The organism is Metallibacterium scheffleri (assembly GCF_002077135.1).
GTDB classification, from domain to species: Bacteria; Pseudomonadota; Gammaproteobacteria; order Xanthomonadales; family Rhodanobacteraceae; genus Metallibacterium; species Metallibacterium scheffleri.
In genome coordinates this window covers 762,427-778,474 of sequence record NZ_LDOS01000002.1, presented here as the reverse complement: position 1 = coordinate 778,474, position 16,048 = coordinate 762,427, and the positions used below count along the sequence as shown (strand labels likewise).

At 68.2% G+C, this 16,048-nt stretch carries 15 protein-coding genes and 1 pseudogene; 7 read left to right on the top strand and 9 right to left on the bottom strand.

Features of this window, described 5'->3' with window-relative positions; translation table 11 throughout:
• Together Mschef_RS08660 and Mschef_RS08655 are read right to left on the bottom strand one after the other, a co-directional pair.
• Positions 1 to 759 carry an MBL fold metallo-hydrolase gene (locus Mschef_RS08660; protein ID WP_081127545.1) on the bottom strand — a complete coding sequence of 253 codons (759 nt, stop codon included), beginning with the start codon at positions 757 to 759 and terminating at the stop codon, positions 1 to 3.
• On the bottom strand, positions 756 to 1,529 hold the full coding sequence (locus Mschef_RS08655; protein ID WP_081127542.1) for a 3-deoxy-D-manno-octulosonic acid kinase: 774 nt from the start codon (positions 1,527 to 1,529) through the stop codon (positions 756 to 758). Before Mschef_RS08655 ends, Mschef_RS08660 begins: the two co-directional genes overlap by 4 nt.
• Before the next feature lie 43 nt (positions 1,530 to 1,572).
• On the opposite strand from Mschef_RS08655, the gene Mschef_RS08650 reads away from it, so the two are divergent.
• On the top strand, positions 1,573 to 2,640 hold the full coding sequence (locus Mschef_RS08650) for a glycosyltransferase family 9 protein (protein ID WP_081127539.1): 1,068 nt from the start codon (positions 1,573 to 1,575) through the stop codon (positions 2,638 to 2,640).
• Between the two features lie 146 nt (positions 2,641 to 2,786).
• A pseudogene (locus Mschef_RS08645) lies at positions 2,787 to 3,023 on the top strand (integrase core domain-containing protein); the annotation flags it as partial.
• Positions 3,024 to 3,278: 255 nt separating this feature from the next.
• Here the strand turns inward: Mschef_RS08645 and Mschef_RS08635 are convergent.
• The 5 genes from Mschef_RS08635 to orn form a co-directional block, all read right to left on the bottom strand.
• Positions 3,279 to 3,587 (bottom strand): HigA family addiction module antitoxin, encoded by a 309-nt coding sequence (locus Mschef_RS08635; protein WP_081127533.1) that lies wholly within the window; start codon positions 3,585 to 3,587, stop codon positions 3,279 to 3,281.
• Between the two features lie 8 nt (positions 3,588 to 3,595).
• Positions 3,596 to 3,874, bottom strand: coding sequence for a type II toxin-antitoxin system RelE/ParE family toxin (locus Mschef_RS08630; protein ID WP_081127530.1), 279 nt, complete (start codon positions 3,872 to 3,874; stop codon positions 3,596 to 3,598).
• 45 nt (positions 3,875 to 3,919) lie between these two features.
• A complete protein-coding gene (locus Mschef_RS08625) occupies positions 3,920 to 5,086 on the bottom strand; it encodes a tyrosine-type recombinase/integrase (protein ID WP_277921487.1) in 1,167 nt (388 codons plus the stop codon).
• Between the two features lie 236 nt (positions 5,087 to 5,322).
• Entirely contained in the window at positions 5,323 to 5,715 is a 393-nt protein-coding gene (locus Mschef_RS08620) for a DUF6165 family protein (protein WP_081127524.1), read from the bottom strand.
• The gene (gene orn, locus Mschef_RS08615; RefSeq protein WP_081127521.1) at positions 5,712 to 6,338 is read right to left on the bottom strand and encodes an oligoribonuclease; all 627 of its coding nucleotides are present in this window, start codon (positions 6,336 to 6,338) and stop codon (positions 5,712 to 5,714) included. The genes Mschef_RS08620 and orn overlap by 4 nt, the downstream gene beginning before the upstream one ends.
• A 35-nt stretch (positions 6,339 to 6,373) precedes the next feature.
• Between orn and Mschef_RS08610 the strand changes: the two genes are divergently transcribed.
• The 5 genes from Mschef_RS08610 to Mschef_RS08590 all read left to right on the top strand — a co-directional run bounded on the left by Mschef_RS08610 (position 6,374) and on the right by Mschef_RS08590 (position 11,846).
• Positions 6,374 to 7,111: a carboxylesterase family protein gene (locus Mschef_RS08610; protein WP_081127518.1), complete on the top strand. Its 738-nt coding sequence runs from the start codon at positions 6,374 to 6,376 to the stop codon at positions 7,109 to 7,111.
• Positions 7,108 to 8,568, top strand: a complete 1,461-nt coding sequence (sbcB, locus tag Mschef_RS08605; RefSeq protein WP_081127515.1) for an exodeoxyribonuclease I — start codon at positions 7,108 to 7,110, stop codon at positions 8,566 to 8,568. The genes Mschef_RS08610 and sbcB overlap by 4 nt, the downstream gene beginning before the upstream one ends.
• Positions 8,561 to 9,250 (top strand): DUF2461 domain-containing protein, encoded by a 690-nt coding sequence (locus Mschef_RS08600; protein ID WP_081127512.1) that lies wholly within the window; start codon positions 8,561 to 8,563, stop codon positions 9,248 to 9,250. The genes sbcB and Mschef_RS08600 overlap by 8 nt, the downstream gene beginning before the upstream one ends.
• The gene (locus Mschef_RS08595; protein WP_081127509.1) at positions 9,240 to 10,433 is read left to right on the top strand and encodes an MFS transporter; all 1,194 of its coding nucleotides are present in this window, start codon (positions 9,240 to 9,242) and stop codon (positions 10,431 to 10,433) included. The genes Mschef_RS08600 and Mschef_RS08595 overlap by 11 nt, the downstream gene beginning before the upstream one ends.
• A gap of 126 nt (positions 10,434 to 10,559) precedes the next feature.
• Positions 10,560 to 11,846: a cation:proton antiporter gene (locus Mschef_RS08590; protein ID WP_081127506.1), complete on the top strand. Its 1,287-nt coding sequence runs from the start codon at positions 10,560 to 10,562 to the stop codon at positions 11,844 to 11,846.
• On the opposite strand, the gene Mschef_RS08585 is transcribed toward Mschef_RS08590, so the two are convergent.
• Positions 11,782 to 14,868, bottom strand: coding sequence for an efflux RND transporter permease subunit (locus tag Mschef_RS08585; RefSeq protein ID WP_197686766.1), 3,087 nt, complete (start codon positions 14,866 to 14,868; stop codon positions 11,782 to 11,784). The genes Mschef_RS08590 and Mschef_RS08585 overlap by 65 nt on opposite strands.
• A complete protein-coding gene (locus Mschef_RS08580; protein ID WP_168708908.1) occupies positions 14,865 to 15,869 on the bottom strand; it encodes an efflux RND transporter periplasmic adaptor subunit in 1,005 nt (334 codons plus the stop codon). The genes Mschef_RS08585 and Mschef_RS08580 overlap by 4 nt, the downstream gene beginning before the upstream one ends.
• Positions 15,870 to 16,048 lie beyond the last annotated feature (179 nt).

Here is a 16,048-nt window from a genome sequence, read left to right as displayed (position 1 = left end):
TCAGCCCGCCGCGTCGCGCAGCGGCTCGGGCGCAGGCAGCGCCACGCGCTGGCCAGGGTCCAGCACCGCGTAGCCCGCCGCGCGCACTGCCGCCGCATCTTCGGCGCTGGCCTGGTGATACAGCACGAGCCGCGCGCGCAATTCGGCTGGGTATTCGCGCGCCAGATCATCCAGCCCGGTGTGCGAGGGATTGCCGAGCAACCCGCAATCGTGGAATACGCGCTCGCCCTGCGCGGCATACTCGGCCAGCATCTCGGGGATCGGCCGCGTATCGCCGGTCCATACGCAACTGCCGCGCAACGCCACGCCAAACGCACTCAGCGGACGATGGTGGCGCGTGGCGAACACATCGAACCACAGACCGTGCAACCAGAAGCCGCGGCTGCACGGCACCACGCGAAACGCGTCCCAGAATTGCGCGCCGCCCTCGGCCAGCAGGCGCGGATAGTCGGCCAGCCGTGCCTGCAGCAGCGGCACCAGCGCGGCGTGCAGAAACAGTTGCGTGCGGCCGCGCCAATGCGCGTCGAACCACAACCGGTAGAACAGGCCTTCCAGCCCACCGACATGGTCCATATGCAGGTGCGTCAGATACACCGCCGGTGGTGGCGCGCCATAGGCATAGAGGTAGCGCACCAGGGTGTCCGGCCCGCAATCGATCAACAGCAGCGGCGCGGCGTCACGCTCGATCACCGCCGCCGAGCTGCCCAGCGCGTGCGCTTGCGCCGCGCCGGTGCCCAACGCGTGCAACGCCCAGCTCATGATGCCTGCATCCCATTGCCATCCCGCAGCGCCGCGGCATAGGCATGCAGCAGTGACTGCCAGCATTCGCGCATCAAGCGCGTGTCGTCGACCATGGAATCGGGCGCCACTTTGCGCATGGATCGCTGCAGACGCGCAAGGTTGGACCGCTGCCAGCGCCGCGCCGGCCGGCGCGCGCGACCGCGATCGAAATCGATCAGGTACAGATTCGCGCCAGACCAGAGAATGTTGTGCGCGTTCAAGTCGGCATGATCCACGCCGGCCCGATGAAACCGCGCCAGCAGCGCACCCACCGCGGCGCAATCGCCGGCGCGTAGCGCGCCGGCACGCAGGCGCTCGGCCAGCGTCTGCGCCGCGGGCAGCTCGGCGCTGAGCAGATCAGCGCGCGCGCTGAACCAGCCGGCACGCACGCAACGCGCTGCCAGCGGCTGCGGCACCGGCAAACCCTGCGCGCGCATCCACTGCAACAAGGCGAACTCGCGGAATCCGCGCGAGCGCGCCGCGCCCAGCCACAGGTAACGGTCGCCGCGCAGACGCGCCAGCAGACCACCGCGACGGAAATGCCGCAGCACCAGCGCGCCTGCCGGGCTATCAATGAAACCCACGCTGCCACGGCCGCCGTGGCGCTCGCGCAAAAGACCCTGCGCCTGCCACCATGCCGGCTCGAACCAGCGCGCATCGACTTGTGGAACCGCTGCGGGGTCGAACACAATCGAACTGTTCGCCTCGGTGCGCGTGTGTGCCTGCCGGGGTGTCGTCTCCACTTTCATCCTGCAAGGGCTGCGGCCTGAGCGCGAGTCTAGTCAAAGCCCGATGCCCACCGCACCCCCGCCCGCCTCGATCTGCCTCCTGCGCACCTCGGCGCTGGGCGATGTCACCCACGTGCTACCGCTGATCCACACGCTGCGCGCCGGGTTTCCACTGGCGCGCCTGACCTGGATCGTGGGCAAGCTCGAACACAAGCTGGTGGGTGATGTGCCCGATGTCGAGTTCGTGGTGTTCGACAAGAGCATGGGCCTGGACGGCATGCGCAACGTGCGTCTGGCGCTGGAAGGCCGCCGTTTCGACGTATTGCTGCACATGCAGGTGGCGCTGCGCGCCAATGTCCTCAGCCTCGGCGTGCACGCGCGGCGACGCGTCGGCTACGACCATGCGCGCGCCAAGGATCTGCATGGACTGACCATCAACGAGCGCATCCCCGCGCGCACGGGCGAACATGTGCTCGATGCCATCGGCAGTTTCTGCGAGCCGCTGGGCCTGAAGCAAACCACGGTGCACTGGGACCTGCCGATCCCGGTCGAGGCCGCGGCCTGGGCCGCCGATCAACTCCCCGACGATGCGCCCTGGCTGTTGATCAACGCCGTCTCCAGCCACAGCGTGCGCAACTGGTCCGCCGCCGGTTACGCCGCCGTCGCCGATCACGCGCAACAGGCGCTGGGCTGGCGCGTGGCGCTGACCGGCGGGCCGAGCAAATCCGAACGCCAGCTTGGCGACGCCATCCGCGCGCACATGCACAGCACGCCGGTCGATCTGATCGGTCGCGACACGCTCAAGCGCGCGCTGGCGTTGTATCGGCGCGCCGCCGCCGTACTGAGCCCCGACGCCGGCCCCATGCACATGGCCAACGCGGTGGGCACGCCGGTCATCGGCCTGCACGCGGCCAGCAATCCGGCACGCTCCGGCCCGTACAGTGATCGGCGCTGGTGCGTGGATCGTTACGCCGCCGCCGCACACAAGTTCATGGGCCGCGCGGTCGAGGATCTGCCCTGGGGCACCAAGATCGAACGCCCCGGCGTGATGGACCTGATCCATATCGACGACGTGATCGAGCGCCTGGAGGCGCTGGATCAGGCGCGCCGCCACGGCTTGCTGCGCTGCTGAGACTGCGCGGCGCAAATGCGATAGACCAAACCCGCTGCACTCGGCGCGGACAGCGTCTCGACGTTGAACCCACCCTGCACTCGAACCATTCAAGGTCATGCGACCGCAAATCGGTGGCTGGCGCGTGCTGAAGCAACCGTGCTGCAGCCTCGATGAGCCGCCGCGGCAACTGCTGGGACAATGCCTGCAGCGAAACGCTGTTCGGTTCACTGAAGGTGGAGCGGCTGCATGGGCAGCGCTTCGTGACCCGGCGCCACGCCGAGGATGAAACGATCGCCTGGCTGCTCTGGTACAACCAGTCCCGACTACACTCCACTTTGAACTACGTCAGCCCGATGCAGTTCGAGCAACACTGGCAAATCCAGCAGGCAAAACAGGCCTGACCCTCATACGGTTATGGGATACGAAGTTCGGGGGCAAGGTCAGACAGCAACGCGGCCTTCTCTGCATAGGCCTTCTCAAGTGCGTTAAGAGTCATCCCTTTGGCCTTGACTAGCTCTTCCTCAAGACGTTCCGCATAGGCGTGATTTATGACATCACTTCGGCGCATCGCGGTCTCCCCCAGCTCTTTAATGGACGCCACGGCAGCCGGTGAAGGTGGCCGGAGTTCGGGAGTGACCCTTGCCGTGGCGAATCGGTCATGCGGCAGCCTTCTCGATCGCGCGCAGCTCATCGGCCAGTTCACGTTCGGCGTGCCACAGGTCGTATTCCTGTTGCATGCGCAGCCAGAGCGTGGCGCCATTGCCTGCGAACGCGCCCACGCGCAAGGCCATTTCCGGCGTGAAGCCCTTGCGCTCGGCCAGCAGGTCATGCAGGGTTTGCCGCGATACGCGCAGACGGCGTGCGCTCTCGGCCACGCTCAGCCCAAGGGCAGGCAATACGTCATCGCGCAGGATCGCGCCCGGATGGATCGGGGGACGGTTTCGCTTGGCGGTGTATTCGGTCATGGTCGGCTCTAGTGGTATTGCTCCAAGTCCACGTGCAACGCATCGCCGCTGGCCCATTCAAAGGTGATGCACCACGGTCCATTCACGTGCAGGCTGTAGCGTGTCGGCTTGTGTCCCTTGAGCGGGTGAAAATCGAAGCCCGGCACGTTCAGCTCCGCTAGTTCGCCCGCGGCGTGCAGCGCGTCCAATCTCCGCAGGATGCGGCTTCGCAAGTCCGGCTTCACCTTCGCGGCGTTGCCGCTCCGGAACAGGTCAGCCAGTCCCTTGTGCCGGAAGCTGCGGATCATGGGGCATTGTCCGGTGCTGCCGGACAACTGTCAAGCAACACTTGACTAGTCAGACTTGCGCCGGATCGGCACCACGTCGGCACCCTTGCGCAGCCCGTCCAGGTAATTGCTCCACTGCACGAATGCCGCCGCCACGCGCTCGGGCTGCACCACGTCATACACGCCCACAATGCCGGGGAGCCGGTGATTCAAGGCGCGTTCGCAGACTTCGGCGGGAGTGCCCAGCGCGCGCATGCCGCTGCGCACCGTGCTGCGCAGATCGTGAAAGACGATGCTCGGGAAGTTCGGCAGCGTGGCGGCGTAAGCCTTGAGCCGATCCAGCGCGCGTTCGTGATCCATGTTGCGATCCTGCGCACCAGCCAGCGCCGGGAATACCAGGGGCGAGCCGCAGGCCAGCGGGCGCAGGCGCTCGAATAGCGCAGCCGTGGACCGGTGCAGGCGAATCACGAACGCCGGAGCGGTCATGCGCTTGCGGGTTTTGATGCGCTCGCGCGGGATGCGCCATTCGCCTGCTTGTGTGTCGATTTCCTGCCATGTCGCGCCCAAGGCTTCGCCGATCCGCTCGCCGGTGCGCAGCAGCAGTTCGGCCAGCGCCGCATCGACAGGTGCGAGTGCCGACAGGCCCAGCAGGAACATGCGCAACTGCGCGGGATTCAGAGCGACGCGCTGACGTTTGGCAGGCTGCGCGGAAATGCTGGACATGTTCACAGCGCGGAACGGATTCGCCACCACGATGCGACGCGCGCGGGCGTGACTGAATAGCGCGATGCCCGCCTTGCGCGCGTTCGCAGCCGCCCAGTAGCTGCGCTCGGCGGCGCGCTCGATCAGGGCTTGCGCATCATCCGGCGTCACGTCTCTGGCTACGCGCGAACCCAGCGCCGGCAGCAAGTCCGTGCGCATGTAGTTGAGCATGCCGAATGCCGTGCTGGCGGCAAGTCCAGGCGCGACACGGGTTTCGTGATCGCGCAACAGATCGCGCACCGTCCATGCGCAGGCATCGGCCACCTTGCGGCGCTGTTTTTCTACGGCCACGTCCTCGCCTGCGTCCACACGAACGCGCGCCTTGGCTGCGGCCCTGCGTGCATCCGCCAGCGACAAGTCGGGATAGCGGCCAGCGTGAGTTCGCGGCGACGTCCGCCGAATCGATAGCGCAGCGTCCACGCGGCAGCGCCAGCAGTGGACAGAGTGAACGTCAGCCCTGCGCCATCGGATAGCGAGACAGGCGCACCAGCGGCCACCAGACGGCGCAGGGTGGCATCGTTCAAAACTTTGGTTTGGCGCTTGGACATGACGCGCTTGCGAATGAGTAGCCAGCCCTCAGGCTACCCATCTAGCTACCCATTTCGCGAGTGTCCGAGAATGTCCGTGTTCAGCCGTGCGTGTACGTGAACACGCATTTTCAATGTCTTAGGTTGTAAAAGCGGACGCCAGCGGATGCGCTCGGACGCCTAGCGGTAATCCTGATAGGACTTCTCTTCAACCAGGCGCGAACCCAGCTTGAGGTTGATCGCGCGCTTGATCGCGGCGCGCTCGTCGTTGCGCACATACACGGCGCGCGCCAACGCGATGAACTCGGCGTCGAAGGCCTGCGCCTTTTCCTTGAGGCGGATATGGTCCTCGATGTCCCACAACGCCGCGTTGACCTGCTTGAGCGCGGCGCGCTCGGCGGCGATGTCGGTGCGTGCGGCGGGATGCGCCTGCCAGGTGTGCTCGAGCAGTTGCAGTTCGTCGCGCACATTGGCCAGCTTGGCGGCATCACTCATGCGCTCGGACTTGATCTCGAGAATGGTGAGCTTGTCCAGCAATTCGCCGTAGGACACCGGTACCTGCAGCAGGCTCATGGGCTGGTTCCCTGGTGGACGGAGCGCGCGGCGAAGGCGCCCATCGCGCTGCGGTAATGACGCAGCTCGCGGATCGAATCGTGGATGTCGCTGAGCGCGGTATGCGTCGAGTCCTTGCTGAAGCCTTTCAGCAGCTCCGGCGCCCAGCGCCGCGCCAGCTCCTTGAGCGTGGACACGTCCAGATTGCGGTAGTGGAAAAAGCGCTCCAGCGCGGGCATTTCGCGCGCCATGAAGCGCCGATCCTGACAGATGGAGTTGCCGCACATCGGCGACTTGCCGGGCGGCGCCCACGCCGCGAGAAATTCGAGCGTGGCGGCTTCGGCCGCGGCGGCATCGTCACGGCTGTCGAGCACGCGCTGCCACAACCCGGACTTGCGATGCTGGTTGCGGTTCCAGTCGTCCATCGCCAGCAGGCGCGCTTCCGGGTGGTGAATGGCCAGCACCGGGCCTTCGGCCAGCACGCGCAACTCGGCGTCGGTGACCACGCTAGCGACCTCGATGATGCGGTCGGTGCCGGTATCCAGCCCGGTCATCTCCAGATCGATCCAGATCAGATTGTCCTCGTGCACGGCGGCTGTCGTCCTGCGAGAAAGATCGAAGTCTAGCAAAGCGCGCGCGGACATCCGGTGGATAATGCACGCCATCCCACGGACAGCGCATGAGCTCCCACGCAAGCATCGCGACAGACCCCTTCAGCGCGCGCGAATTCATGCGCGACGGTCACCGCGTGCGCTACCGCCTGCACGCGCCGTCCGGCACCAGCCTTGCGCGACCCGTCCTGCTGTTTCTGCATGGCTCCGGCGAATGCGGCACCGACAATTTGGCGCAGACGCAGGTCGGACTGGGGCCAGCCCTGCTGCGCGGCGTCGTGCCTTTCCCGCTGCTGAGCGTGATGCCACAACTGCCGCCAGGTGCCTGTTGGCAGGATGGGCATGTCGAGGACGCGCTTGCCGCCGTGGACGACGCGTGCACGCACGCCGCCGGCGATCCCGCCCGCGTCGCGCTGACCGGTCTGTCGCGCGGTGGCTACGGCGTATGGCAACTGGCGCTGACGCATCGCGGACGCTTCCGCGCGCTGATTCCGGTCTGCGCCGGCGTCACGGCGCGCGCCAGCGACCCCGGATTGCGCGTGGCCGCACTGGACGGCAGCCAGGATCCCTGGCGCGACGCCGCGCGAGGTTTGCATGAAGTGCCGGTGTGGATGGTGCACGGCGCGCTCGACGATGTGATTCCGGTCGAGCAGTCGCGGCGCATGGCCGCCGCGCTGCGCGAGGCCGGCGCGACGCCACGCTACCGCGAACTGCCCGGGCTCGGCCACAACGCCTGGGACGCAGCCTATGGCGATGCCGCGCTGTGGCGCTGGCTGCGCGACATCCTCGCGACGGGTGCGCGATGACTGAGGCAAGTTTCTACTGGCACGACTACGAAACCAGCGGCGCCGATCCCGCGCGTGATCGCCCGCTGCAATTCGCCGGCGTGCGCACCGATCTCGCGCTGCAACCCATCGAGGCGCCGCAGGTGTTTTTCTGCCAGCCGGCACCAGACGTGCTGCCGCACCCGGATGCCTGCCTGCTCACCGGCATCACCCCGCAGCGCGCACAGCGCGAGGGCCTGCCCGAGCCGGCCTTCGCCGCGCGCGTGCACGATCTGCTGGCGCAGCCCGGCACCTGCGGCGTGGGCTGGAACTCGCTGCGTTTCGACGACGAGATCAGCCGCCATCTTTTTTACCGCAATTTTTTCGACCCTTATGCGCGCGAGTGGCAACACGGCAACAGCCGCTGGGATCTGATCGACCTGGCGCGCATGGCCTACGCGTTGCGTCCCGCGGGCATGCAGTGGCCGCTGCGCGAGGACGGCGCGCCCAGCTTCAAGCTGGAGCATCTGGCGCGCGCCAACGGCTGCGAACCGCGTCAGGCGCACGATGCGCTCAGCGACGTGGAGTCGCTGCTGTGTCTGGCGCGCAAGCTCAAAGCCGCGCAGCCACGCCTGTGGGACTGGTATTTCGGCCTGCGCCGCAAGCAGCAGGCCGGCGCGCTGTTGGACTGCGCGCACATGACGCCACTGCTGCACGTATCGCAGCGCTATCCGGCGGCGCGCGGCTGCCTGGCCGTGGTCGCGCCGATCAGCGTGCATCCGCTGCAGGCCAACAAGGTCATCGTGGCCGACCTCACGCCCGATCCGGCGGAGTGGGCGCACCTGCCGGTCGACGACCTGGCCGAGCGCCTGTTCACCGCGCGCGCCGATCTGCCCGCGGACATCGCCCGCGTGCCGTTGAAAACGGTCAGCATCAATCGCGCGCCGGCACTGGCCACGCTGGAAACGCTCAAGGGCGTGGACACCGCGCGCATCGGGCTGGACCTGGACGCCTGCCTCGTGCACGCCGTCACGCTGCGCGCCAGCATGGGTCTGGCCGAACGCGTGCGCGCGCTGTATGCGCGTGAAACCCACGCCGAGCCGACCGATGCCGAGCTGGCGCTGTACCGCGGTTTTCTGCCCGATGCCGACAAGCCCCTGCTGGCCGCGGTACGCAGCGCACCGGTGCAGGATCTGGCCGCATACGCCGCGCGTTTCCGCGACGCGCGCTACCGCACGCTGCTGCAGCGCTATCGCGCGCGGCATCACGCGGACACGCTGGATGCAGCGGAACTCCACGCCTGGCAGGACTTCCGCCGCCAGCGCCTGCTGGGCCGCAGCGCGCTGGGCGGGCTGGGCCTTGACGCCTACTTCGACCTGATCGCGCAGCGCCGTGTCGAACCCGTACGCAGCGGCGCCGATCTGGCCCTGCTCGATCAGCTTGAAGCCTGGGGCCGCGCGCTGGCCGCCGATGTCGCTCCGGAGCACGACGATGTCTGAGTCCGCAACCTTCACCCCGGCCACGTTCAAGTTCCTGCGCGCGCTGGCGCGGCACAACGAGCGCACCTGGTTCAAGGCGCATCAGGCCGCGTACGAGCGCGACGTGCGCGCGCCGTTCCTGGCGCTGATCACCGCGCTGCAGGCGCCGCTGGCCGGGATCAGCCCGCACTTCCGCGCCGATCCACGCAAGCTCGGCGGCTCGCTGTTTCGCATCCAGCGCGACACGCGTTTTGCCAGCGACAAGCAACCGTACAAGACCTGGGCCGGCGCGCGCCTGTTCCACGAGCGCCACCGCGAGCGCCCGGCGCCGTCGTTTTATCTGCACATCCAGGCCGGCGCATGTTTCGTCGGCGCCGGTGTGTGGCATCCGGAATCCGCAACGCTCAAGCAGCTACGCGGTTTCATCGCCGACAACCCCGCGGCTTGGCGGCGCGCGGTGCATGCCAAGGCCTTCGCCAGCCGTTACGAATTCTGGGGCGAGCGCCTGCGGCGCGCGCCGCAGGGCTACGCGCCGGACCATCCGCTGATCGAGGATCTGAAGCTGAAGAACTTCGCCGCCGGCTGCGCGCTGGACGATGACCTGGTGCTGAGCCCGCGCCTGCCCGACGCGCTGACCACCCACCTGCGCGCGCTGGCGCCGCTGGTCGACTACCTGTGCGCGGCGCTCGACCTTGAGTTCTGAATCCGGCGCCGTCGCGGCCCCTGCCGGCGCCGCGCCCGAGCACGTGCTGCCCTACGCGCGGCTGGCGGCGTACTACTTCGCCTACTTCGCCATCATCGGCGGCTACACGCCCTACTTCAGCGTGTTTCTGCACAGCCGCGGCATGGATGCCAGCGCCATCGGCCTGATGCTGAGCCTGTGGTATGCCACGCGCATCCTTGGCCCCGGCGTGTGGAGCTGGCTGGCCGGACGCGGCACGCACGGCGTGCGCTGGCTGCGCGCGGGCACGCTGCTGATGCTGCTGGGTTTCGCGCCGATGCTGTGGCCGTTGCAGCAAGGCGGACTGATCGCCAGCCTGATCGCGTTCGCGTTTTTCGCCAATGCCATCGGGCCACAGTTCGAGTCCATCGTGCTCTCGCACATGCCCGGACGCAGCGAGCGTTACGCGCGGCTGCGGGTATGGGGTTCGATCGGCTTCATCGCCATCGCGCTGCTGTACGGATTTCTGCTCGATCATCTCGATGCGCGCTGGCTGCCGGCGCTGATGCTGCCGTGGATGGCGCTGGTATGCGTGCTCAGCTTCAGCCTCGACTACGGCCCCGGCCATCACCACGCGCCCGCGGTATCGATGCAAGATGTGCGCGCCGCACTGCGTCAGCGCGAAGTGTGGGGTTTCTTCGTGCTGATGCTGCTGATGCAGATGGCCTTCAGCCCCTACCACATGCTGTATTCGCTGTACCTGCGCGAGCACGGCTACAGCAGCGGCGCCATCGGCGGCCTGTGGGCGGTGGGCGTCGGCATCGAGATCGCCACGTTCTTCGCCATCGCGCCGATCCTGCTGCGCTACGCGCCACGCACGCTGATGCTGGCGGGCCTGGCCGCGGGCACGCTGCGCTGGCTGGCGATGGCGCTGTTGCCCGGTCTTGGCTGGGTGATGGTGCTGGCGCAACTGATGCACGCGTTGAGCTTCGCTGCGTTTTACGCCGCCGCGATGCGCCTGCTGGCACGTTACTTCCCGGGGCGCCTGATGGGCTACGGCCAGGGTATCAACTCGAGCTTTTCCTCCGGCTTCGGCGGTGTGCTCGGCGCGCTGCTCACCTCCAGCCTGTGGCCGCTGGGCGCGGGCTCCGGCGCGTTCATGGCCAGCGCCGCGCTGTGCCTGGCCGGCGCCTGGCTGGCGTTGCGCATGCTGCCGCGCGGATGAGCGATGCGTGCGCTCGGTGCGGGCGCAAAGCCCCGCCCCAGGCCGGGTACGGCAGGCCGGCATGGCACGTGATCAGGCTGGGGAATCGCCTGATACGCTGACGCACCGCCGCGCTTACGCCCATCCATGCCCGCCCCGCACGCCCTGTCCGTCCACGCCACCGAGGAATTGCTGTACTTCGTCCTGCTGCAGCTCGCCGTGATCGTGCTGGCCGGGCGCATCGGCGGGGCGCTGGCGCTGCGCGTGAAGCAGACTGCGGCTGTGGGCGAGATCATCGTCGGCATCCTGCTCGGGCCGTCGCTGCTCGGGCTGCTGGCGCCGCAGGTGTTCGGCTACGTATTCCATTCGGCCTCGGGCACGCCGCTGCAGATCCTCGCGCAGCTCGGGCTGATCCTGCTGATGTTCCAGATCGGGCTGGAGTTTGACTTCGGCCATCTGCGCGAGCAGACCCACCGGCGCGCGGTGCTGTGGGTGGGCGTGGCCAGCCTGGTGGCGCCGTTCGTGCTGGGCCTGGGCTTTGGCTGGATCAGCGCGCCGGAGCTATCGCCGCAGGCGCCGCGACTGGCCTCGGCGTTGTTCGTCGCCGCTGCGTTCTCGATCACCGCGCTGCCGATCCTCGGCCGCATCCTGATCGACTTCGAGCTGACGCGCACGCCGCTGGGCGTGATCGCGATCAGCGCCGCGGCGATCAACGACGTGGTCGGCTGGCTGCTGCTGGCCCTGGTCACCACGCTCACGCTGAGCCATTTCGCGCCGCTGGCCTTCGCGCTGAAAGTGGCACTGGTGCTGGGCTTCGGCCTGCTGTGGGTGCTAGGCCTGCGGCCGCTGGCGCGGCGCCTGATCCGGCATCTGCAACAGGACGGCGACGACCTGCCGCCCAGCCTGCTGGGCATCGTGCTGGCGCTGGTGTTCGTCTCCGGCATGGCGACGTATCAACTGGGCATCTTCGCGATTTTCGGCGGCTTCATCATGGGCGTGATCCTGCATGACGAGGCGCGTTTCGTGCGCGCCTGGAAGGCGCAGATCAACCCCTTCGTGCTGGTGTTTTTCCTGCCGATCTTCTTCACCTACACCGGCCTGCGCACCGACATCGGCGGCCTGTCCAGCGCCGCGCTGTGGGGCTGGTGCGCGCTGCTGGTGCTGCTGGCGACGCTGGGCAAGTTCGGCGGCGCCTATCTGGCCGCGCGCGCCTGCGGCATGCGCCACGCCGAGGCCGGGGTGATGGGTGCGCTGATGAACACGCGCGCGCTGATGGAGCTGATCATCATCAACGTCGGCTACGACCTCGGCGCGATCTCGCGCCACGTATTCACCATGCTGGTGCTGATGGCGATTCTCAGCACCGTGATCACCGCGCCGCTGCTGCGCCGCTGGCTGCCGCGTGCCGGCCACGCCATCCCGTCAGCGCACTGAACAGGATCGGCGCCAGACCCAGCGACATCAGGATCGACAGCAGCAGGCCGCCCATCACCGCGACCGCCAGCGGGCGCAACAGATCGGTGCCACGACCGATGCCGATCGCCAGCGGCAGAAAACCCAGCACATCGGCCAGCATGGTCATCAGGATCGGGCGCAGGCGCTGGCGCGCGGCCAGCACCACCATGGCCACGCGCGGCGCGCCACCGGAAAGCTGGCGCGCGCGCGCGAAGATCAGGATGACGTTGTTCACCGCGATGGCGAACACCAGCAGCATGCCCAGGAACGCGGTGCTGTCCAGATCGATGTGCAGCAGCCACAACGCCAGCAGCGCGCCGGGCGCCGCCAGCGCGATCGCCAGCATCGCCGCGATGCCGGCGCGCTGGCTGGAAAACTGCAGCCCCAGCAGCACCAGCAGCGCACCCAGCGCGGCGGCCAGGATCATCGCCATCTGCCGGAAGCTGCGCGACTGCTGCTGGTAATAGCCGCCGATCACGCTGCTGATCGAAGCCGGAAAATGCATCGATGCCAGCACCGTGCGCGCGCGCGCGGCGGCTTGCGCCAGGCCCTCACCGGCGCGCGGTTGCAGCCACATGTAGGCATACGGCACCAGATTCTGGTGGGTGACATAGGGCACCACGCCATGCAGTTGCACGCGCGCGAGCTGGTCCAGCGGCACCTGGGCGCCCCCGGGCAGGCGCAGTGGCAGCGCCGCGACCGCGCCCGGCGCCGGGGCCGGCGTGACTTCGAATACGCGCAGCGGCAGGATCTGCTCGCCACGCAGCAACATGCCCGCGGAACGCCCCCACAGCCGCGCCTCGACCTGCTGACTCAGCGCCAGCGGCGTGAGACCGTAGAGGCTGGCCTGCGCGCGCGGCGTCAGCGCGATCTCAGGCCCCGCCGAGGGCGACTTGAACACCACCTCGCTGAAAGCGCCGCTGTGTTTGAGCGCTTGCGCCAGACGTTCGCCGGCAGCGTGCAGCAACGCCGGGTCGGAGCCGAACAGGAACACCTCCAGCGGTGCGTGCGAGCCGGACAGGTCACCCAGGCGATTCACCATCACCTGGGTCGGATGTTCCATCAGCAGGCTGGGCACAGCCTGGCGAAAGGCGGCACTGAGCTGGCGCATCACCGTGCGCGTGCCGACGCTGCGCTGCGGCTTCAGCACGATCGCCAGCGCGCCCTTGTTGGGCGTGGCATAGGCATTGGAAAAACCGCGCCCGACCACCAGCGAGGCGCGCGCCACCGCGGGATTGCGCAGCGCCACGTGCAACAGCGTGCGTCCGACCGCCGCGGTCTCGGCCACGCTGCTGCCCACCTGCGTGCGATACGGCACCGAAATCACGCCCTCGTCCCAATGCGGCAGGAACGCCGTGGGCAGCGCACGCAGCGTGAACCAGCCCGCTGCAGCGAGCACCAGCATCAGCGGAACCACCAGCCATGCGCGGCGCGTACCGGCGATCAGCCAGCGTCCGTAGCGACGCTGCGCGCGTTGCTGCCGGCGCGAGGGTGCATAAGTGCGCGCGCGGCCAGCCAGCCACAGCGCCAGCACCGGCGTGACCAGCAACGCCATCAGTTGCGACACCAGCAGCGCGATGACGATGGCCACCGCCATCGAGCGGAACAGCAGGCCGAGTGTTCCGGACAGAAAAATCAACGGCAGGAACACCAGCACCGAAGTCAGCGTGGCCATGCTCATGATCGGCAGGATTTCGCCGATGCGCTGCAGCGCTTGCGCGCGGCGCTGCTCGCGCTCGCCGCTGAGATCGTGCAGGCCACGCTCGATCACCACGATGGCGTGATCGACCAGCGCGCCGATGGCCGCGGCCAATCCGCCCAGGGTCATGATGTTGAGCCCGTAGCCCAGCGCGTGCAGCGCCAGAAACGCCGCGGCCAGCGACAGCGGCACCACGGTCAGCACCGCCAGTGCACCATCCACGCGGCCGAGGAACAGCAGCACCACCAGCAAGGCGATCACGCTGCCCAGGCCCAGCGCGATCCACACGTCGCGCAGACTGCCGCTGATCAGCCCGCTCAGGTCATAGATGCGCACCAGTTTCACGCCCGCCGGCAGTTGCGCGCGCAAGCTCGCGATGCGCGCCTGCACGGCGCGCGCCACGGCGACCTCGTTGGCGCCTGCCTGCGCCTGGATGTCGATCAGCAGCGCGTGGCGCCAGCCGGCCACGGCCGCGTCGCGCTGCAGGGGTGGCGGCGCGATGGTCACCGTGCCCAGCGCGCCCAGCGCGAGCGGCATGCGGCTGCCATCGATGCCGACCGGACCCAGCGGCAGCAGGAGTTTTTCCAGCGCGGCGGCCGTGGCCGGGCGCGGCGTGGTGGCGACCACGAACTGCTGGTTGTAGGCCTGCAAAACGCCGGAGAAATACGGTCCCTGCGCGGCCTGCAGCGCCGCCACCACCTGCGCGGCAGTGAGATCGTGCTCGGCCAGGCGCCGCGCATTCAGCGCGATCTTCACCTCGGGCCAGCCGCGTCCCGTCCAGACCACGCGGTAGACGCCGTCGATGCCGAGCAGCGCGGGGCGCACATGAAACGCGAAAGTCGGCATCAGCGCCGAGCTGTCGAGCCGGTTCGACACCAGCGCATACTCGGCGAAGGGGTACACATTGGGCGCCATCAGATGGACCGCTACTGTCGCCCCCGCTGGCAGCGCGATATGCGCCAGCCGTGCCTGCAGCATCAGATACGCCGTTTGCGCATTGACGCCCTGATCGAAATACACATGCAGCTTGCTCAGACCATAGCCGGTCTGCGAGCGCACCAGGCGCACGCCGGGCTCGCCTTTGGCGGCCTCCTCCAGCGGGAGCGTGACCTCGTCCTCCATCGCGCGCACCGGCAAGTTGCCGGCATTGACCAGCACCGTGACCTTGGGGAAATCGATGTCGGGAAAGATGCTTTCCGGCAGCGTGCGCAGCGCATACCAGCCGGCGCCCAGCAGCAGCAGCGCGGACAGGATCACCGACCAGCGATTGAGCCACAGAAACGCGAGATAACGCCGCATCATGGACGCACCGCGACCGCCACCCCATCCTGCAGACGCGCAGCGCCGCTGATGATCAACGTGGCCGGACTGCCCAGCGCGCCGCGCACCCAGCTCATGCCGCCATGCGCGGCCAGCACCTGCACTGGCACAGCGTAAGCATGGCCCGCGCGCAGCACGAACACCTCACTGCGCGCGCCGCGCCACACCACCGCGGCATTGGGCACACGCCATGCCGGTGCGCGTGGCAGCGCGAGCTGCAACCACAGCCACTGCCCCGGCAACAACGAGCTGGATGCCGGCAACGCCACATACACCGGCACCATGCCGGCTGTGCGCGCGCTCTGTCCCAGCGAGCGCACGGTGGCCGCGCCGTGCAGATCGCCGGCATGCCACTGCACGCCCATGCCCACCGCCACGCGGCGCATCTGGCGCGGGGTCAATTCGGCGCGCGCCCATGGCTGACCGCGGCCTAGCAGGGTGGCCACCGGCGTGCCGCGATACACCACCGTGCCGGCGCTAACCAGATAGGCCAGCGTGCCCGCGAACGGCGCACGCAGGATGGATTGCGCGTTCTGCCGCTGCAAGGCCAGTAGCGCGGCGTCGGCCTGCTGCAATTGCACGCGTGCCAGGTCGAGACTTTGCTGTGCCACCAGCCCACGCCGAGCCAGATGCTGCTGCCGGTGCAGGTCGGTCGCGGCCAGATTGGCATTGGCTTGCGCGGCGCGGATCTGCGCGAGCAAACCCGGCACCTCGACGCGCGCGATCACCGCGCCCGCCGCCGCCGCGCCCGGATGCAGGAATGGTCCCTGCACGCGCCCGGTCACCGGCGCCGCCAGCACCGTGTGGTCGGCGCTCTCGACGCGCGCCAGCACGTCAATGCGATCCTGCCAAGGTGCCCGCACCACGGTCTGCACCGCTACCGACAGTGCCGTGGCGGCGCCCGCCGTGACGACCGCGCCCACGACGAGCGCACAGGCCAGCACAAACGCCAGGCACATCTCGCCGCCGTGGCGCATGCGCATATTCGGTATCCGATAGTGAGGACGAGTCATGGATTAGACTAGCTACGGTCGCGGATGTGCCGCTTGCGAAGATGCGATGTTCTTACATAAGCGTAATCAGCGCGCCGGGGCCCTGGAATGCGCGGGCAGGGTTTACCAAATCGTGATCCAGTTGCATGCGCGATCAAGGCTCAGGGCAC